We start from the raw sequence: 17,998 nt of genomic DNA on the forward strand, positions 1-17,998 counted from the left end.
GGTTCGATGGTTCGCTCTTGCCGCCCCGGCTGAAGCCTAGATCCGCGCGCCGCACAGTCCGCTCATGATCACAACCGCGACCAGCCCGCCTGCTGCAAGCCCGGTTGCCCAGATCCGGTTGGCGGCTGTGGTGGTGACGCCATGTGCGATCAGGACGCCGCGCAATCCTGATGTGAGATGCGCGAGCACGAAGAAGACGCTGAGCGCGTAGTGCGGCACTAGGCGGATGCTCCAGGCGTCGTGGATCAGGCCGGTTGGTGCGCCGGATGCCCAGGCCCAATTGGTGTCGATGTGGTGCACAGCCCGCGCCGAGACGAATGCGGAATTCAGGTGGGTGACGATGAACGCCGCGAGGTAGATGCCGGAGCCGATCTGGAACACGCGGTAGGCATCCGCCGGCAGCGCGCTCCAGCGCCCGGCGAGCCGCACGCCGACGGCGACCTGGAACAGCATCAAGGCGACGAGGACGGGCTCGACCACGGACGATCGGTAGACCACGCGCCCGATCTTCATCACGGCGGCATGGACCTCGGGTCCGAGCAGGCCGAGCAAATGATTGGTGAGGTGAAATGCGACGTAGAGCAGAATGACCGCCGCGGCGACGCCATGGGTGACGCGCCATTTGGCGATGGATGATGCAGTCGCGGTTGATTTCGCCGGGCGTTCTTGCTCGCTGCCGAGCAGCACGTAGAGGCACGCCACCGACCAGCCAGCGACCCAGACGAGTTCGTCGCTGACATCGATGTGCAGCAGTCCGAGACCGACGCCGGTCAGCACGAACAGGGGCGGCGCGGCGATGCAGATGTAGCCGAGCCGCCGGGCGCGCAGCGCGAAGTACGAAGGTGCTGCTGTCGTCATCCACCAGGCGCGGGCAAGACCGAGCAAGGGTGCTGCCGTCGCAGCCAGCAGGCAAAGCGCCGCCAGAATGAGTCGCCCAAACGACATCGGGTCATCAGCGGGAGAGACCGCGAGGTGGAATGCATCGAGCAGGAACGGATAGGCGATCGCGCCGGCCGCCGGGATCAGCGAACGGAGCTTTTCGGCAGCCGTATTCGCCAAGCCATCGTCGCCGGGCCGTACGCGACCTTGTTCAAATGAACTCACTGAGTTCTCCAGAGTTCAGGCATCGTGCGAAGGAGAGGGCCAAACCGACGAATCTATTCCCGGGTCATCATCGGAGGCGTGGCATAGAAGCTGGTGCTGTAGACGCTGGCGTGCACGGGCAAACGGCGTTGCGCCGAGACCGTGTCTCAAGGCGCATAACCGTACTGTGATGCAGGCCCACCGATAGGACCAAGTTCCAACAATCCGACTGGACCATGCCAACCCGTTGGCAGCTACTGCCTGCCGGCGTGATCTCACAAAATCCTGAGTCCGACGTGACTAGTCTGCCGGCAAGGGCTTGATTTCATTCGGACCGGGAGGGGAAGACACCTCAGATCATTCTTTCGCGTTGACGAGCGATTCAATACGCCTCGATTGCACGATGGCGTCGCCGAGATCCACGAACGCTGCAAGATCTTGAGGTGCCGGCGCTAGCCCCATCCCGTCGGCATCACCGGAACGGGGACCCCATATCGCGCGGCTCTCCAGAAGATAGACGCCGTAAACCGCTTCGATGCCGGTGTAGGCGTTGGTCCTCAGTTCTTCCTGGATCGAGTAAGCCGCCAGCGCGGCGTTGGTGACGACAGACGTCTCAATCAGGGCTTTTCGATATCCAGGGTGGTGCACGACAGTTGGCCCGAACGCGGCGACCAGCTTTCTCTCGGAAGCCTGGACCACGACCAGCGCACCGTCGAGAATGCTGCGGAGCGAACGCTTGGTCGCGAGCGGCAAGTATTCACGCGGATTCAGGAATACATCGACGGCTGTCGTGAGCGCGCCGCATCCGCTGTGGCCGAGCACGACGATGAGTTTGAGGCTGCCGCCAAGGTTCTCGACGGCGTATTTGAGGCTTCCAAGCACCTCTATTCCGAGGCCGTTGCCCGCGACGCGGACCACGAAGAGATCATTGGGCCCTTCATTGAAAATGAGTTCGACGGGGACGCGGGCGTCGGAGCAGCCGAGCACGGCTGCAAACGGTCTTTGCTTCGGTACGGCGCTGTCAGCCAGCACCCCCAGGTCACGCAGATCGACCGGGATGATCTGCTGTACCCCGCCCGCTTCCTCATCGTGGTCAAGGAGTGTGGCGAAGCTTTTGTTGCCCTGCTCTAGACGGAGCAAAGCCGCTTTACTGTCGGGCGGGGGCGGCCTGATCGAGCCATCGTCGCTGCTATAGCGATAGGTGATATCGAAGGTCTTCATGATAGCCGCGCTGGGCTGGGAATATTCAGGCAAGCAAATGCGATTTGGACAACGAACGGAACCTGCAATCCTATTGAGCGATCCATTGGAAAGCCGCCGTTGATCCAGATCAAGACTGCTGCAAGGCGGGGACGGCGGATGTTACCCTGTCCATGACGTCGCCGAGGTGGTGGTGGCGTTGCTGCGGCGCGCGATTTCGGAATATTGGAAGAATGACCCTGATTTGCCCGACGGGTCAAGTTGCCTTGTCGAGCGCCGGCACCCGCCAGCTACTTTGCATGGGGTTGTTTTCGATATTTTGGTGGGAGCCGCAGCCACCGGGCGTGATGGTGCCACTCTCGAAGGCGCATAAGCGTTCAACGTCGTCCGGCCGTGGCGGACCAGCAGAAGGTGGCTGCGATCAGAAAGCGAAAGCGCCCCTGGATCGGATCCAGGGGCGCTTTGCGTTGAGAGTGCGTCCGCTACGTTACTCGGCGACCGTCTGCACGACGTTGCCGATTGGCCGGCCCGTTGCGATCGGCTTCTCGGTCTTCGCCATCATCGCGTCGTATTCGGGCAGCGTCTCGAGCTGGGTCTTGGCTTTCATCCAGACCACCTTGTAGCCGCCTGCCTTCAGCTTGCGCAGCAGCGTCGGCAGTGCCTGCGCGGTGTGCTTCTGCAGATCGTGCATCAGGATGATGCCCTTGTGCTCCTTGTCGAGCTTGGTCATCACGTTGTTGATGACCTCGTCCGAGCTCTTGGACTTGAAGTCGTTGGAGTCGACGTCGACGGAGAACATCGCGATGTTGCGGGTGCCGAGATAGGCTGTCGTCGCCGGCGTATGCGCCAGCGCCGGGAAACGGAAGAACGGGGCGGGGTTGGCGCCCAGCGCCAGCTTTACCGCGCTAAAGCCCTTCTCGATCTCGTCCTTGGCCTGCTGCTCGGTGAGCTTCTTGCTCGCCAGATGCGCATGCGACCAGGTGTGGGCGCCGATGGTGTGGCCGGCGGCGGCGACCTGGCGGAGGATATCCGGGTGATAGGTGGTGTGCAGGCCGATCGGGAAGAACACCGCCTTGGTGCATTCATCCGCCAGCGCCTTGAGCACGGCGGGCGTGGTCGGCCACGGACCGTCGTCGAAGGTCAGCACGACCTCCTTGTCGGTCAGGAAGTCGTACTGCTTGTACTGCAGGAAGCCGAAGCCCGGGCCGCCATTGGTGTCGACCACGACGGTGCGGCTGATGCCGAGCGCATCGGGATTGGCGCATTTGGGCGCGGCCGCGACGGGAGCCGGCATCGGCGCCGGCGCGGGGGCCGCGGCCGGGGCTGCCGCCTGGGTGGCGTCGGCGCGCTTCGACAGCGCCGCGGTCGTCTCGACATCGTCCCTGGCGCCCTGTTTCGCCGCCGCCGGAAGCGGCTCGGCCTTGGCTGCGGCCGTGGTTTGCGGAGGAGCCGCGTCGGCACGCGGGGAGGAGGTCCAGAACCACACACCGGCGATCACGATCGCCGCTACAACACTGGCCAGCATCAGGCCCAACGCACTACGCATCGCTAACACTCTCTCGGAACTCGGGATACGCCACAGCCGTAACGAGCGATTAATGCCAACAAGGTCTTAACGCGATCCCAACACGGCGCCGGAACGGCAAGAAAAAGCAGGCTTTACCCAGCCGCCGCTCAGCTGGGAGCGATTCTTGACCATGCAGGCGGTGATCCCGGGAATGTTCGGGATCTCGGCTGGATCGCGATCTCGCCGCGCAGCGCACGGCCGCCGCCGGGTGATTGGCGCCGCATCGAAGCGGGCAGGCCTGCGGCGACGAGACGCAGGCCGTCCCCGGGCGGCCGCCTCCGGCGGAACCGGCGCGCTCCGCCGTTTCAAGCTTCTCCGCGGCACTGAAACGCTATAGACCAGCGTCGCATTCGCTGGAGCCTTTGTCCGTTCCGATGGAATCGGAGCGCGGCTCCAGATTCTTGTATTGACGCGTTTTCTTTACGCGAACCGGTACCCACTTCGCTCGAAAACGCTTTTGTAGAGGCTTTGAGAGATGACCCGATTTCTGTTCGCCGTCGTTCCGCTGGTTTTGTTGACGTCGGCCGCCTCGGCACAGCAGCAGGGGCGTGATGCCTGCTCACGCGATGCGTCGCGGTTCTGCCGCGCCCATCTCAGCGAGGGCGATCAGGTCGTGCTGGCCTGCCTGAAGGAGCATCGCAGCCGCCTGAGCAAGGCCTGCCAGCAGACCCTCGCCGATAACGGGCAATACATGATCTCGTTGTCATTCCGGGGCATCGCGGAGCGATGAGCCCGGAATCTCGAGATTCCGGGTTCGATGCTTCGCATCGCCCCGGAATGACAATCTAGACCTACGTGCTACTTCCCGCCGCGGTCGCGACCACCGGGATCACCTCCTTGGCGGCGCGGTCCGGGGTCTCGTCCTTCCAGCGCACCGAACCGAACGGTCGCTCCAGCATCCGGCGCACGCGGACCGGCTCCGCGCCGATGTGGAAGTCGGCCGCCTTCTGATGCAATTCGCGTTCGATCTGGGTGGCGCGGTTGCGCTGGCGCAGGAAATCGAGCCAGGTCGGGCAATGATAGCGCTCGGTCCACAATTCGGGATCAGCGATGTCGCGCGCGATTGACCAGCCATAGGCGCCGTTGCGCTGGCGGCTGAGCTGCACATCCTGCATCACATTGTGGAAGGCGCGGGCATTCTCCTGCGCCACCCGGTATTCGATCTCGACCACCAGCGGACCGCTGCGTCCAGTGAGTTGCAGCCGCACCTCGGGATCGGCCAGCGTATCTGTCGCATCCTCGTTGCGCGCGCCAATCGGCGGCATCCGCAGCCAGATGCCGACCAGCGGCGACAGCAGCATCAATCCGGCTGAGATCAGTAGCGCCATCTCGACGCCGCCCGCGTCGGTGATGCGGCCCCAGCCCCAGCTTCCGATTGCAATGCCGCCGGCGATCGCGGCCTGAAAGGCGGCGAGCGAACGGCCGGCGACCCAGCGTGGCGCCGAAAGCTGCACGCCGATATTGAACAGCGCGATTGCAAGCATCCATGCCGCGCCGGCAACCACAAGTGCCGCGGCGGTGATCACCGGCTCCTTGCTTACGGCAACGATTGCGATCGCAGCGCCCATCAACAGCGCGCAGGTTCGCACCGCAGCCTCGCCGCTGAGCCGGCTGCGGATCTCGCTGATGTTGAGCGCGCCGATCACGGCGCCCATGCCGAACGCGCCGAGCATGATGCCGTAGGTCTGCGCGCCGCCATGCAGCAGGTCGCGCGCCACCAGTGGCATCAGCGCCGAGACCGAGCCGCCGATGATGCCCGTCACCATGGTGCGGGTCAGCACGATCCTGATCGACGGCGAATTGGTGATGTAGCGCACGCCGGAGACGATCGCCCGGTTCAGCCGTTCGCGCGGCAGCCGCGACGGCTCGCTGACGCGATTCCACAGGAACAGCACGACGAGCAGCGGCAGATACAGCACGGCATTGGCGGCGAAGGCCGCCACCGCACCCGCGGAGGCCACCACGATGCCGCCGATCGCGGGACCGAAGCTGCGTGCGATGTTGTAGCTGATGCCGTTCAGCGCAACCGCGGCGGGCAGCGTCTCCGACGGCACCTGCTCGCTGACCGAGGATTGCCAGGCCGGGCCGAACAGCGCCATGCCGCTGCCGACCACGAAGCACAGCGCGAGCAGGATGTTCGGCGTCACCAGGTTCAACCAGGCCAGCACCGTCAGCGTGGTGGCGCCGGTCAGCGCGATCGCCAGCGACACCAGCGCGACGATGCGGCGGTCATGCATGTCGGCGATGGCGCCGGCCGGCATCGAGATCAGCATCACCGGCAGCATCAGCGCGGTCTGCACCAGCGCGACCTTGTCGGCCTCCGAACTCATCTGCGTCATCGCCCAGGCGGCGCCGACGCCCTGGATCAGGATGCCGAGATTGGAGAGCAGGCTGGCCAGCCAGATTCGCCTGAAGATTGAATGCCGCAACGGTGCAGTGATACTGTCGGGACGCTTCCGCGCTTCGGTCATATCCGGTTCCGCTTGGCCTGCTATAGCTTGTTGAATGATTCCGGCAGCATCAACTGATGCCCGCGAAACGCGTGTCCTGTCCAGCAATTACGCTATCCTTGGCGGGCGTAGGGCACAGCTAACCCGTCCTATTCGTGAGAGTGCTTTTTTTAGTCCGATTGATGTGGCCGCACATCTGCTCTGACGAGGCGCGCGGGATTGCCTTCGGCTTTTCACCGCCTGACCGACCCGTACTTTGCAACGCGCTTGAGGTGTAGGTTGGGCGAACGGGGGGCGGACGCCCCGCCGGTCAAGGACCGAGAGGCAGCAGCGCGCCTGGCAAGCCGCGGATCAGGTCGGCTTCGGGACATGCCGCGGCAAACGCAAGGCGAATGCGGCTCGTGGTCTCGACGACACGGGCAGCGAGTTTCAAGAGACGAAGACGCAGCGTCGCGAACTCGGCTGTGGCCAATTCCCGGGCTTTGGGAATCGCGTCGCGCACGGTCAGCATCAGCCAATAAGCGGCGGTGTGGAGAACGAGGCGGACTTGATTGGCGAGCGCCGAACGGCAGCTGGTGCGATCGGAGGCGAGCTGTGTCTTATGCAGCTTGATCAGATTCTCGGCTTGGCCGCGCGCGCAATACAGGCTGTCGTAGATCCACTCGGCCGAGCCGACATCGAGGCTGGTGACGACGAAACGGATGTCGAGGCCGAGCATCGTCGCCTCAATACGGGCGACGGTACGCCGTTCGCGATCCCAGGACTTGGCCTTGTGGCGCGTCTCGGTATAGCCACGCAGAACCGGCAGGTTCTCGATGGCGCGTCGCGTGCGGATGTCGTCGGCGGCCTCGTCGAGTTTTCTGGCGAGCGGCTTGGTGCCGGACAGACCGAAGATGTAGTCGATGCCGTTGGTCTCGCACCACGCCATTGCCTCCGGCCGGGCATAGTGCCCGTCGCCACGGAACGTAATTCGCGTGTTGTGCCACCGCGTCCGGATATGCCGTATCAGGCGGCGCAGATGGGCACGCACCTCGACGCCGCCCGGCGTCTTGCCGGGCCGCAACACGACCGCCACGGGCCGGCTCTTCTCCGTGTCGTAGACGTGGATCGGCAGGAAGCAGCGTTCGTCATAATGAGCGTTGAACAGCGAGAGCTGCTGATGGCCGTGGACGACATCGCAGGTATCATCGATGTCGAGCGTGACGGATGCCGGCTCGCGCGGGTAGCTATCCATCCATGCGTCGACCAAAGTGTAGGTCAGTCGGATCACGTCGCGCAGGCGCGGAGCATTCTCCAGCCGCGACAGCGTCGGTTGGGAACACAGATCGCGACCCGTGTCCGGCAGCCGTCCGCAGGCCAGCTTGAATGCGGGATCGGACCGCAGATGATCGAGGTCGTCGGCGTCCTCGTAGCCGCAGCAGATCGCGAACATGCGCGCGCGGAACATATCGACAAGGCTGTGCACGACCCGCGTCGGATCGCGCCGATCCGGGAACACCCGGGCCAAATTGTCGGCCAAGCCGAGACGCCGCTCGGCCATCGCCAGAAGCATCACGCCCCCGTTCGAGGTCAGCCGACCGCCATCGAAGGCAGCTGTGACTTTCTTGGCGTGAACGGCTGGAAACGAGAAGGGCAGAATCGTATCATCGGTCATGGCGGGCCTGGCGTTCGCGGTTGAGGTGATGGGGTTGGCTTTGCAACCGAATCCTACGCCGCATCAGCGCTTTACACCACGCTCGCCAGCCTCTCAGGCGCACTCTGACGAATAAGACGGGCTAAAGCCCTGAAAGGCTTGGGGAAGGGGAATCAATGGCGCTCTCGCGGCGGAGAATTCTGCAAGGGGCCGGCGCGCTGTCCCTGCTGGCGGGCCGGCTTGCCGCCCCGGCTCTGGCGCAGCCGGCGCCCGCCGGCGACATCCCGCCGATCCTGTTCGTGCACGGCAATGGCGATCACGCGCCGCTCTGGATGACGACGCTTTGGCGGATGGAGACGAACGGCCTGCCGCGCGAGCGCCTGGTCGCGCTCAATTTCACCGACCCGCTGGCGCGCACCGACGACAAGGTCGAGCAGGCCAACCGCTCCTCGACCGAGGACCAGCGCCGCGAACTCGCCGAGGCGGTCGGGGAGCTGAAGCAGAACAGTGGCGCTGCGCGCATCGCGCTGGTCGGGAATTCCCGCGGCGGCAATGCGATCCGCAATTACATCAAGAATGGTGGTGGCGGCGATGTCAGCCATGCGGTGCTGTGCGGCACGCCCAATCACGGTTTGTATGCATGGGACGACGGACTCGGCAACGAATTCAATGGACGCGGTCCGTTCCTGCGCGGGCTGAACGACGGCGACAGCGAAGTGACTGTTGGCACCGCATTCCTGACCTTGCGCCGCGACGGCCTCGACAAATATGCCCAAGCCGACGGCCGCTTCATCGGCAAGCCGGGCACGCCGACCAACGTCACGACCGAAGGTCCGGCGCTGAAAGGCGCGACCAACCTGGTGCTCGGCGCGGTGGACCATCGCGAGACCGCGTGTCATCCGCGCGCGTTCCGCGAAATCTACCGGTTCATCGCGGGGCACGAGCCGTCGCGGATCGAGATCGTGCCGGAGACAGCGGTGCGGCTGAGCGGCCTCGTCACGGGCACGCCCGGCGGCGTGCAGACCAACCGGCCGGTGAAGGGTGCCACGGTCGACATCTATCATGTGTCGGCGGAGACCGGCGAGCGCATCGGCGGCCCGTTGCACAGCTCGCAGACGAGCGCCGACGGCCGCTGGGGCCCGGCGCAGGTCGATCCGTCCTGGCCGCTCGAATTCGTGCTGACCTCGCCCGATGCGGTGACGACGCACATCTATCGCTCGCCGTTTCCGCGCTCGTCCGAAATCGTGCATCTGCGCGCGGCGCGGCCGCAGCTCGCCGCAGATGCCGGCGCAGGCGCCATCGTGCTGATGTCGCGGCCGCGCGGCTATTTCGGGCTACCGCGCGATATCGTGCTGTTCGACGGCAAGGAGCCGGCCGACGTCAAACCCGGCGTGCCGACGGATTCGGTGGCGACGCTGCGGCTTGCCGCGGCCGATATCGGCCGTCCGGTGGTTGCGATCTTCAACCAGGAGCGCATCGTGATGCGGAGCTGGCCGGCATCGGAGAATCGCATTGCGGTTGCCGAGCTGACTTATTAGGTCTGGTGAAGGTCCGCGCGCCTTCATGGCGCCGGGATCGCGTGGCCGGATCGGCCGTTGCGTGAGGCAGGAAGCGAGGACCATGAGCATAGCCGAAGTCTACGACATCACGGTCACGCGGCGGCCCCTGGTCCCGCCGGCGCCGCCGCGCGCGCCCGACGATATGACCGCGCTCCAGCGCATGCGGGTGATGCGCAACTCGCCGATCGAGACCTGGGGGCAGCGCGCCTATGAGGACGATATCGTCCAGGGCCGTTTTCTCCGCCACTCGAGCTTCATTCTCAACACGCCGGATGCGATCCGCCACGTGCTGGTCGACAATTACGAAAACTATACCCGCACGCCGGCAGGGCTGCGCGTACTACGTCCGATGCTGGGCGAGGGGCTGCTGATCGCCGAGGGCCGCGCGTGGAAGCATCAGCGCCGCACGCTGGCGCCGGCATTCACGCCGCGCGCGGTGACGACGCTCATTCCCTACATGATCGCGGCAGTCGACGAGACCGTTGCCAAGCTGAATGCGGCGAGCGGCGGTCCCGTCGATCTGCGCGAGGCGATGCAGCGCATGACGCTGGAGATCGCAGGCCGCACTATGTTCTCGTTCGGCATGGATCGTCACGGTGCTGCGCTGCGCGACTTCGTGATGGAGTATGGCGACACGCTGGCGCGGCCGCATATGCTCGACCTGGTGCTGCCATTGAGCTGGCCGACCCCGCAGGATTTCCGGCGCGCCCGTTTCCGCAAGCGCTGGACTGCTTTTGTCGGCATGCTGATGGCCGAGCGCCGCGCCGCCGGCAAGGATGACAACGCGCCAGGCCGCGACCTGTTCGACCTGATGGGTGCCGCGCGCGATCCCGAGACCGGCCAGGCCTTCACCGACGCCCAGCTCGGCGACCAGGTCGCCACCATGATCCTGGCCGGCCACGAGACGACCGCGACCGCGCTGTTCTGGGCGCTCTATCTGCTGGCGCTCGATCCCGAGACCCAGGAGCAATTGGCAGCAGAAGTCAGGAGTGCGACGACGTCGGGCGCGCTCGACATCGAGCGGCTGAAATTCACCCGCGCCGTGGTCGACGAAACCATGCGGCTCTATCCGCCGGCGTTTTTGATCGCGCGCGCGGCAGGCGGTCCCGACACCATCGCGGGCCGTTCGGTCAGGAAGCATGACGTGATCCTGATTGCGCCGTGGCTGTTGCACCGGCATGAAAAACTGTGGCGCGAGCCGAATGCGTTCGTGCCGCAGCGCTTCATGACGGAGACGCCGCCCGATCGCTTCGCCTATCTGCCGTTCGGGGTCGGCGCGCGGGTCTGCATCGGCGCGCATTTCGCGCTGGTCGAGGCGACGCTCGCGCTTGCGAAGCTTATCGGCGCGTTCCACGTCGCACTGGCCGACAAGGATCCGGTGCTTCCGATCGGCGTGGTGACGACGCAGCCGAACCGCTCCCCGGTGTTCACGATCAAGCCGCGCTGATCTTGCGCGGCGGTGTCCCAATGCTGACCTAGGTGCTCACCATGAGCGATACGCAGGCCCATTTCTCAGTCCTCAGGCAGACGACCGATCCGGCCGTCGTCGATGCCATGCAGCAGTTGATCGCGGATGGACATGATCGCGAGCTCAACCGCATCAACGTTCTGGATTTCTCGAATCGCACCGGCCTCGATCAGGAGAAGGTGATCTCCGGCTTCCTGCATGCGTCGCGGCTCGGCCTGTTCGACATGAGCTGGAACGTGCTGTGCCCGGGCTGCGGCGGCGTGCTCGATGCGCATTCGACGCTGAAGTCGCTGCGCCATGACGACTATAATTGCGCGCTCTGCGCGGCCGGCTACGAGGCGTCCGTCGACGAGCTGGTCGAGGTTGCCTTCACCGTCAGCCCGCGGGTCCGTCACATCGCTGCGCACGAGCCGAACACGCTGCCGATCTGGGAATATTTCCGGCAGATATTCTGGAGTTCGGGGATCGAGTTCGACGAGAGCTCGGTGTCGACCCTGATCAACGAGGTGACGCTGGAGGGGCTCGAATTGCCGCCCGGCGAGAAGGCGATCCTGTCGCTCAATCTGCCCAATCAATTCGTCATCGTGTTCGAGCCGGTGACGCATTCTGCGCACTTCTTTGCCGTCGAGGGCGAGCCCACCACCGAGCGGCAGCAGTTCTCGATCGCATTCAACAAGTCGCATGCGCCGACCGGCACCTCGACGATGCGGCCGGGGCCGCTGCGGCTCTCGCTGGAGAATCACGCCGACGTTCGCGTGCTGCCCTCGGTGTGGATCGCGGGCGATCCGCTGCACAAATTGCTCGGCAAGCGCAAGCCGATCCTGACCGCGAAGCGGATGCTGTCGAACCAGACCTTCCGCGACGTGTTCAAGGCCGACAACCTCACCGTCGACCAGCGGCTGAAGATCACCGCGCTGACCTTCCTGTTCACCGATCTGAAGGGCTCGACCGCGCTCTATGAGCGGGTCGGCGATCTCGCCGCATTCGATCTGGTGCGTGCGCATTTCCACGCGCTGCTCGAGATCATCGCCTCCGAGCACGGCGCTGTCGTGAAGACCATCGGCGACGCCGTGATGGCAACCTTCATCCGGCCCGAGCACGCATTGTCGGCAGGCCTGCGCATGCGCGCCGCGATGAAGAAGCTCAACACCGAGCGCGGCAAGGAAGATCTGATCGTCAAGATCGGCATCCATGAGGGACCGTGCCTCGCGGTGACGCTGAACGAGCGGCAGGATTATTTCGGCCAGACCGTGAATATCGCCGCGCGGGTGCAGAGCCTGTCGACGTCGCAGGAAATCCATCTGACCCAGCCGGTGATGGAATCGGCGGAGGTCGCGGGCATTCTCGATCGCGAGGCGATCAAGCCGATCCAGAAGGAAGCGGCGTTGCGCGGCATTGCCGACAAGCTCGTGGTGTACGAGATACCGTAGTCATATTGCTGAAACGTAATGCTTGCCGAAACGTAATGCCGCCGCGGGAACCCGCGCCGATTGCGCCGGTTCTGTTTCCACGCCATATAGATTTCAACAGGGCATGACCCGGATAGATCATGCTCAAATCAACCAGGCTTCATTCCACAGAGAGAGCGATGCTCGACGGACTCCGCCAATTCATTGCCGAAATCGTTTCCCCCGATGCACAGGCCGACCGCAGCTTCGACGACGGCGACTATCGGCTGGCGGCGACCGCGCTGCTGGTGCATGTCGTTTCGCTCGACGGCGAACCGACGGTGGCCGAAAAGCGCAAATTGCACAGCCTGATCGAGAGCCGGTTTCAGCTCGATCCCGGCACCGCCGACAAGCTGATCGCCTCCGCCATGCGGGTCGAGGGCGAAGCCGTGGATCTCTATCACTTTACCAGCGTGATCATGCGCTCGGTGAATGAGGAAGGACGGCTGCGCATCGTCGAGATGATGTGGGAGCTGGTCTATGCCGACGGCCAGGTCAGCGAGTTCGAGGACAATGTGGTCTGGCGCGCCGCCGATCTGCTCGGCATTTCCTCGCGCGACCGCATCGACCTCAAGCATCGGGTCGCCGAGAAGCAGGCGGCGCTGCCAAAAGGCCCCTGGGGCACCGCGGACGCGGCAATCTGACACGATGGCCGGCGCAAGCGGAGGCCCGTTTCCGGCGTCGCGGATGACGAAACTTTAATGTCCGCCGCGATTGCGGGCAATCCGACTGAAAATCTGGCGTTTCATCGCCAAACCAGCGCCTAGCCGCTGTCCACAAGCTTACACACGGCTTGCGTCCCACCGCATGCCTATGCTCTCGTCGACCTGTTGGGGACCTCACTAGAATTTGCAGTAAGAGTTTGATCGTGGCTGAGCGTGTGACGCTGATAACCGGGGCATCGGCGGGCATAGGCACCGAACTGGCGCGCGTGTTTGCATCAAATGGTCACCGCGTGGCGCTGGTGGCGCGGCGCGCCGATCGCCTGAAGGCGCTCGCCGACGAACTCGGGGCTAAGGGCGGCACGGCGCCGATCGTGATCCCCTGTGATCTCCAGCAAACCGATGCCGGCGATCGGATCGCGCAGGCCCTGACCGAGGCAGGCGTCGAGGTCGAATATCTGGTCAATAATGCCGGTTTCGGCCTGTTCGGCCTTGCCGTCGAGCGCGACCGTGCCGAACAGCTCAACATAATCAACGTCAACATCCGGGCGCTGACCGACCTGACGCTGCGCTTTGCGGACCAGCTGATCCGCAATCGCGGCGGCATCCTCAATCTCGGCTCGATCGCCGGATTCCTGCCGGGCCCCGGAATGGCGGTTTACTACGCCAGCAAGGCCTATGTGCTGTCGTTTTCCGAGGCGTTGCGCTGTGAACTGGCGCCGAAGGGCGTGCGCGTCACCGTGGTTTGCCCGGGTCCGGTGCCGTCCGAGTTCCAGGACCGCGCCGGCTTTGCCCCCGGATTCGATTCTGCCATCCTCAACGTTGCGCCCGCGGAGGTCGCCCGCCAGGCCTATCGCGGCCTGATGGCCAACAAGCGCGCCGTGCTGCCCGGCGCCTTCATCAAGCTGGTGCCGTTCCTGCTCCGGCTGTTTCCGCGCTCCTTCATCCTGACTGCGGTCGGCGGTTTTCAGCTGCGCAAGCGGTAGAGCTTCCAAAACACGCCCAGCATCGCCGTTAGGCTGTTTCTGGCCCGCGATTTGCTTCGTGCCGTGTGTGCGCAAACTCACACGATGTTAACGACCACTTAGCTATGATCGCGCCTTACGTGCCGAATCTTCAAGCAGAGGCCAAATCTTCAAGCAGAGGCAATGTCGTTCCGGTCTGACCAAAACCGTGTCGTGGTGCCCTTCGCGAGCCGAAGGCCGGCCGCGGTCACGCCGGCGGATCAGAGGTTGCTGCGGCCGGTGCTGATCGTGCTGCATCAGGAGACATCGACTCCCGGCCGGATCGGCAACGCGCTGCGCGCGCTGGGCTACCCCCTCGATATCCGCCGTCCGCGCTTCGGTGACGCGCTGCCCGACACGCTCGAGGCGCATGCCGGCACGGTGATCTTCGGTGGCCCGATGAGCGCCAACGATCCCGACGACTATGTGCGGCGCGAGATCGACTGGATCGCCGTTCCGCTGCGCGAGCAGCGCCCGTTCCTCGGGATCTGCCTCGGCGCGCAGATGCTGGCGCGGCGGCTCGGCGCCGACGTCGCGCCGCATCCGCAAGGCCGGGTCGAGGTCGGCTATTACCCGATCAGCCCGACGGACGCGGGCCGTGCATTGTGCCCGGACTGGCCGGCGCGCGTCTATCACTGGCATGGCGAGGGATTTCGATTGCCCGACGGCGCGGAGCTGCTCGCCGCGGGCGATGATTTCCCGGTGCAGGCGTTCCAGTTCGGCAACGCCTTCGGCCTGCAATTCCATCCTGATGTGACCTACGCGATGATGCATCGCTGGACCACACGCGGTTGCGCGCGGATGGATTCTCCGGGCGCTCAACCGGGCCATCTGCACTTCACTGAGCGCGCCGTGCACGATGCCGCCGAGCGCGCCTGGCTGAAGCATTTCATCGATGGCTGGATCGCGCGCGTGCCACAGCCGGTGATGCTGCAAGCCGCGGAATAGCCGCCGCGCGGAATTTCGCGCCGCCTTTTCATTTGCGCCGATGTGCTAGTCTCGCCACGGCTGCAGCGCGCGGCGGCATGGCCGCGCGAGCTCATCAGAACAAGACAAACATAACAACAAGCAAAGGGAGATCGCCGTGAGCTATGAACACATCCTCTACGACGTCAGCGACAGGATCGCGACCATCACGCTGAACCGGCCCGACCGCATGAATGCGTGGACGGCGATCATGGAGCGCGACGTGCGCCACGCGATGGAGGCTGCCGCCAATGACGACAATGTTCGCGTTATCGTGCTGACCGGCGCGGGCCGCGGCTTCTGCGCCGGCGCCGACATGGAAGCGTTGAAGGGGATCGATCCCAACGAGGTCAGGCGCGGTGAGGGCGTTGCGTTCGACATGAACCGGCGCGCCGACTGGCAGACGCGCTACGCCTATTACCCCGCCATCAAGAAGCCCGTGATCGCGATGCTCAACGGCGCCACGGCCGGCATCGGCCTGGTCCACGCGCTCTATTGCGATTTGCGCTTCGCGGCCGACAGCGCGGTGTTCACCACGGCCTTTGCGCGGCGTGGCTTGATCGCCGAACACGGCATCAGCTGGATGCTGCCGCGCATTGTCGGCCACGCCAACGCGCTCGATCTGTTGATGTCGGCGCGTCGCGTGTCGGCCGCGGAGGCGCTGCGCATCGGCCTCGTCAACCGGCTCTCCTCGCCGGAGAAGCTGCGCGAGGAAACCTATGCCTATGCCCGCGACCTGGCCGATTTCGTCTCGCCGAGCGCGATCGCGGTGATCAAGCGCCAGGTCTATGACGTGCCGTTCCAGACACTCGCCGAAGCCACCATCGACGCCAACCGCGAGATGCAGATCGCGCTCAAGGGCAATGATTTCAGGGAAGGCGTCGCGAGCTTTGTGGAGAAGCGCCCGCCAAGGTTTACCGGGACGTGAGGGGGAGGGTTGGGCTTGCTGAACCGGTCCGTCTTCGCCCTTTGGGCTTCGCCGGACACCACGCTTCGCCCTTCAGGCTCCTGCGCGGCTGCGCCACGCGTAGCCCGAAGGGCGAAGCGTGGTGGAGCCAGGCGGGATCGAACCGCCGACCTCGTCATTGCGAACGACGCGCTCTCCCAGCTGAGCTATGGCCCCATTGCGGCCGGGTGTTGCTGAGTATCCCGGCCGTCAGTCGGGCGCCATTTACAGTCCCGCCCAAGGCCAAGTCAAGAACGCTGAGACAGCGGTTTTCGGCCTTTCCCGCCGGGAACTTCCCTTGTTTGCGGGGGGATGAACCGATATTTAGAGCGTGATCCGGACCCGGCGGGCCGCGCCAGCGCAAAGTGTGCGGCGGTTCTCCGAAAAGATCCTGGTCAAACAAGAAGCGCGATGGCGGCTCAGTCCGGTCTCGTTGCGCCTCAATTGGTCGTCCCACCCGCGAGCCCCCATCATATGCGCGCTGTTCTCGACATCGTCATCATCATCCTCGACCTCTATGTCTGGCTGCTGATCGCCTCCGCCATCCTGTCCTGGCTGGTCGCCTTCAACGTCGTCAACACGCGCAACCAGTTCGTCTCCGCGGTGGCCGAGTTCCTGTACCGCATCACCGAACCGGTGCTGCGGCCGATTCGCAACGTGATGCCGAATCTCGGCGGGCTCGATATCTCGCCGATCATCGTGATCCTGATCATCATGTTCATCCAGCGGGTGATCGCCTATTACATCTATCCCAACGTGATCTGATCCTTCGCGATGGAGCCTCGCTGATGGAGCCTTGGCGCTATTCCACCGAGGGCATCAGCATCGCCTTGCGCGTGACGCCGCGCGGCGGCCGCGACGACATCGACGGGATCGAGACGCTGGCCAACGGTCGCTCGGTGGTGAAGGTCAGGGTGCGCGCCATTGCCGAAGGCGGCGAGGCCAACCGCGCCGTGACCGAGCTGTTGGCCAAGGCGCTCGGCGTGCCCAAGGCCAGGGTGAAGCTGTTGTCCGGCGCCACCTCGCGGCTGAAGCAGGTCGCCGTCGACGGCGACCCGAAAGGGCTTGGCGAAACATTGCGGAAGTTGACGGCGGCCGGGCCGAACCAGGAGACGAAGGACTGACATGACTGCCCGCATCATCGACGGAAAAGCCATCGCCGCCGAACTCCGCGCCCGCGTCGCCGACGAGGTCGCCCGCGTCAAGCGCGACCACGCGCTCACGCCGGGGCTTGCCGTCGTGCTGGTCGGCCATGATCCGGCGAGCGAGGTCTATGTCCGCAGCAAGCACACCCAGACCCAGGCCGCCGGCATGGCCTCGTTCGAGCACAAGCTGCCCGAGGACGTGTCGCAGGCGGATCTGCTGGCGCTGATCGCGCGGCTCAACCGCGATCCGCTGGTGCATGGCATCCTGGTGCAGCTGCCGCTGCCGAAATCGCTGCACACCGAGACCATCATCAACGCGATCGATCCGGCCAAGGACGTCGATGGCCTGCATCCGAACAATGCCGGCCGGCTCGCCGGGGGCCTGGCTGCGCTCTCGCCCTGCACGCCGCTCGGCTGCATCATCCTGACCAAGAGCGTGCACGCCTCGATCGAGGGCATGAACGCGATCGTGATCGGCCGCTCCAATCTGGTCGGCCGTCCCTTGGTGCAATTGCTGCTGAACGAGAATGCGACGGTGACGATCGCGCATTCGCGCTCGCGCGACCTGCCAAAGCTCTGCGCCCAGGCCGATCTGGTCTATGCGGCGGTCGGCAAGCCCGAGATGGTGCGGGGCGACTGGCTGAAGCCCGGCGCGACCGTGATCGATGTCGGCATCAACCGGATTCCGGTGCCCGGCGGCAAGCCGAAGCTGGTCGGCGACGTCGCATTCCAGGAAGCGCTCGGCGTCGCCGGCGCGATCACGCCGGTGCCGGGGGGCGTCGGCCAGATGACGGTGGCCTGCCTGCTGGTCAACACGCTGCGCGCCGCCTGCGCGATTGCCGGCCTGCCGGCGCCGGCGGTGTAGTT

The 17,998-nt window shown here is 64.9% G+C and carries 16 protein-coding genes and 1 tRNA gene; 11 read left to right on the forward strand and 6 right to left on the reverse strand.

Annotated elements, in window-relative coordinates; translation table 11 throughout:
• Positions 1 to 36: 36 nt before the first annotated feature.
• From HAP54_RS12840 to HAP54_RS12850, 3 genes are all read right to left on the reverse strand, one after another.
• Positions 37 to 1,104 carry a hypothetical protein gene (locus tag HAP54_RS12840; RefSeq protein ID WP_166300418.1) on the reverse strand — a complete coding sequence of 356 codons (1,068 nt, stop codon included), beginning with the start codon at positions 1,102 to 1,104 and terminating at the stop codon, positions 37 to 39.
• Between the two features lie 336 nt (positions 1,105 to 1,440).
• Positions 1,441 to 2,304 carry a carbonic anhydrase gene (locus HAP54_RS12845; RefSeq protein ID WP_166300420.1) on the reverse strand — a complete coding sequence of 288 codons (864 nt, stop codon included), beginning with the start codon at positions 2,302 to 2,304 and terminating at the stop codon, positions 1,441 to 1,443.
• Between the two features lie 466 nt (positions 2,305 to 2,770).
• Positions 2,771 to 3,829, reverse strand: a complete 1,059-nt coding sequence (locus HAP54_RS12850; protein ID WP_166300422.1) for a polysaccharide deacetylase family protein — start codon at positions 3,827 to 3,829, stop codon at positions 2,771 to 2,773.
• 496 nt (positions 3,830 to 4,325) lie between these two features.
• Here HAP54_RS12850 and HAP54_RS12855 point away from each other — a divergent pair, with 496 nt between their 5' ends.
• Positions 4,326 to 4,580, forward strand: a complete 255-nt coding sequence (locus tag HAP54_RS12855) for a cysteine rich repeat-containing protein (protein ID WP_166300423.1) — start codon at positions 4,326 to 4,328, stop codon at positions 4,578 to 4,580.
• Between the two features lie 61 nt (positions 4,581 to 4,641).
• On the opposite strand, the gene HAP54_RS12860 is transcribed toward HAP54_RS12855, so the two are convergent.
• Together HAP54_RS12860 and HAP54_RS12865 are read right to left on the reverse strand one after the other, a co-directional pair.
• A complete protein-coding gene (locus tag HAP54_RS12860; RefSeq protein ID WP_166300425.1) occupies positions 4,642 to 6,321 on the reverse strand; it encodes an MFS transporter in 1,680 nt (559 codons plus the stop codon).
• 289 nt (positions 6,322 to 6,610) lie between these two features.
• Positions 6,611 to 7,954, reverse strand: coding sequence for an IS1380-like element ISBdi2 family transposase (locus tag HAP54_RS12865; protein ID WP_166204320.1), 1,344 nt, complete (start codon positions 7,952 to 7,954; stop codon positions 6,611 to 6,613).
• A gap of 155 nt (positions 7,955 to 8,109) precedes the next feature.
• Here HAP54_RS12865 and HAP54_RS12870 point away from each other — a divergent pair, with 155 nt between their 5' ends.
• The 7 genes from HAP54_RS12870 (at position 8,110) to HAP54_RS12900 (ending at position 15,968) form a co-directional block, all read left to right on the forward strand.
• Positions 8,110 to 9,471, forward strand: a complete 1,362-nt coding sequence (locus tag HAP54_RS12870; RefSeq protein WP_166300426.1) for a hydrolase — start codon at positions 8,110 to 8,112, stop codon at positions 9,469 to 9,471.
• Positions 9,472 to 9,553: 82 nt separating this feature from the next.
• A complete protein-coding gene (locus HAP54_RS12875; protein WP_166300428.1) occupies positions 9,554 to 10,939 on the forward strand; it encodes a cytochrome P450 in 1,386 nt (461 codons plus the stop codon).
• Between the two features lie 41 nt (positions 10,940 to 10,980).
• Positions 10,981 to 12,390, forward strand: coding sequence for an adenylate/guanylate cyclase domain-containing protein (locus HAP54_RS12880; RefSeq protein ID WP_166300430.1), 1,410 nt, complete (start codon positions 10,981 to 10,983; stop codon positions 12,388 to 12,390).
• A gap of 158 nt (positions 12,391 to 12,548) precedes the next feature.
• The gene (locus HAP54_RS12885; RefSeq protein WP_166300432.1) at positions 12,549 to 13,052 is read left to right on the forward strand and encodes a TerB family tellurite resistance protein; all 504 of its coding nucleotides are present in this window, start codon (positions 12,549 to 12,551) and stop codon (positions 13,050 to 13,052) included.
• 224 nt (positions 13,053 to 13,276) lie between these two features.
• Positions 13,277 to 14,056 carry an SDR family NAD(P)-dependent oxidoreductase gene (locus HAP54_RS12890; RefSeq protein ID WP_166300433.1) on the forward strand — a complete coding sequence of 260 codons (780 nt, stop codon included), beginning with the start codon at positions 13,277 to 13,279 and terminating at the stop codon, positions 14,054 to 14,056.
• Positions 14,057 to 14,218: 162 nt separating this feature from the next.
• Positions 14,219 to 15,022: a glutamine amidotransferase gene (locus HAP54_RS12895; protein WP_166300435.1), complete on the forward strand. Its 804-nt coding sequence runs from the start codon at positions 14,219 to 14,221 to the stop codon at positions 15,020 to 15,022.
• A gap of 136 nt (positions 15,023 to 15,158) precedes the next feature.
• Positions 15,159 to 15,968, forward strand: a complete 810-nt coding sequence (locus tag HAP54_RS12900) for an enoyl-CoA hydratase (RefSeq protein ID WP_166300437.1) — start codon at positions 15,159 to 15,161, stop codon at positions 15,966 to 15,968.
• 119 nt (positions 15,969 to 16,087) lie between these two features.
• Here HAP54_RS12900 and HAP54_RS12905 read toward each other — a convergent pair.
• Positions 16,088 to 16,163 (reverse strand) — tRNA-Ala (locus tag HAP54_RS12905).
• Positions 16,164 to 16,460: 297 nt separating this feature from the next.
• Between HAP54_RS12905 and HAP54_RS12910 the strand changes: the two genes are divergently transcribed.
• The 3 genes from HAP54_RS12910 to folD are packed head-to-tail and all read left to right on the forward strand — an operon-like array spanning position 16,461 to position 17,996.
• The gene (locus tag HAP54_RS12910; protein ID WP_016847252.1) at positions 16,461 to 16,751 is read left to right on the forward strand and encodes a YggT family protein; all 291 of its coding nucleotides are present in this window, start codon (positions 16,461 to 16,463) and stop codon (positions 16,749 to 16,751) included.
• Positions 16,752 to 16,774: 23 nt separating this feature from the next.
• Positions 16,775 to 17,110: a DUF167 domain-containing protein gene (locus HAP54_RS12915; RefSeq protein WP_175619423.1), complete on the forward strand. Its 336-nt coding sequence runs from the start codon at positions 16,775 to 16,777 to the stop codon at positions 17,108 to 17,110.
• 1 nt (position 17,111) lies between these two features.
• On the forward strand, positions 17,112 to 17,996 hold the full coding sequence (gene folD / locus HAP54_RS12920) for a bifunctional methylenetetrahydrofolate dehydrogenase/methenyltetrahydrofolate cyclohydrolase FolD (RefSeq protein ID WP_166300439.1): 885 nt from the start codon (positions 17,112 to 17,114) through the stop codon (positions 17,994 to 17,996).
• The last annotated feature ends 2 nt before the right edge of the window (positions 17,997 to 17,998 follow it).

It is taken from the genome of Bradyrhizobium sp. 2S1, assembly GCF_011516625.5.
In the GTDB taxonomy this organism is placed as follows: Bacteria; Pseudomonadota; Alphaproteobacteria; order Rhizobiales; family Xanthobacteraceae; genus Bradyrhizobium; species Bradyrhizobium septentrionale.

What these genes read in the sequence shown, in the direction of transcription:
- HAP54_RS12895 (WP_166300435.1), top strand. Translation starts at nt 14,219, where the DNA reads ATGTCGTTCCGGTCTGACCAAAACCGTGTCGTGGTGCCCTTCGCGAGC.
- HAP54_RS12860 (WP_166300425.1), bottom strand. Translation starts at nt 6,321, where the DNA reads ATGACCGAAGCGCGGAAGCGTCCCGACAGTATCACTGCACCGTTGCGG.
- HAP54_RS12875 (WP_166300428.1), top strand. Translation starts at nt 9,554, where the DNA reads ATGAGCATAGCCGAAGTCTACGACATCACGGTCACGCGGCGGCCCCTG.
- folD (WP_166300439.1), top strand. Translation starts at nt 17,112, where the DNA reads ATGACTGCCCGCATCATCGACGGAAAAGCCATCGCCGCCGAACTCCGC.
- HAP54_RS12885 (WP_166300432.1), top strand. Translation starts at nt 12,549, where the DNA reads ATGCTCGACGGACTCCGCCAATTCATTGCCGAAATCGTTTCCCCCGAT.
- HAP54_RS12845 (WP_166300420.1), bottom strand. Translation starts at nt 2,304, where the DNA reads ATGAAGACCTTCGATATCACCTATCGCTATAGCAGCGACGATGGCTCG.
- HAP54_RS12915 (WP_175619423.1), top strand. Translation starts at nt 16,775, where the DNA reads ATGGAGCCTTGGCGCTATTCCACCGAGGGCATCAGCATCGCCTTGCGC.
- HAP54_RS12850 (WP_166300422.1), bottom strand. Translation starts at nt 3,829, where the DNA reads ATGCGTAGTGCGTTGGGCCTGATGCTGGCCAGTGTTGTAGCGGCGATC.
- HAP54_RS12865 (WP_166204320.1), bottom strand. Translation starts at nt 7,954, where the DNA reads ATGACCGATGATACGATTCTGCCCTTCTCGTTTCCAGCCGTTCACGCC.
- HAP54_RS12855 (WP_166300423.1), top strand. Translation starts at nt 4,326, where the DNA reads ATGACCCGATTTCTGTTCGCCGTCGTTCCGCTGGTTTTGTTGACGTCG.
- HAP54_RS12870 (WP_166300426.1), top strand. Translation starts at nt 8,110, where the DNA reads ATGGCGCTCTCGCGGCGGAGAATTCTGCAAGGGGCCGGCGCGCTGTCC.
- HAP54_RS12910 (WP_016847252.1), top strand. Translation starts at nt 16,461, where the DNA reads ATGCGCGCTGTTCTCGACATCGTCATCATCATCCTCGACCTCTATGTC.
- HAP54_RS12880 (WP_166300430.1), top strand. Translation starts at nt 10,981, where the DNA reads ATGAGCGATACGCAGGCCCATTTCTCAGTCCTCAGGCAGACGACCGAT.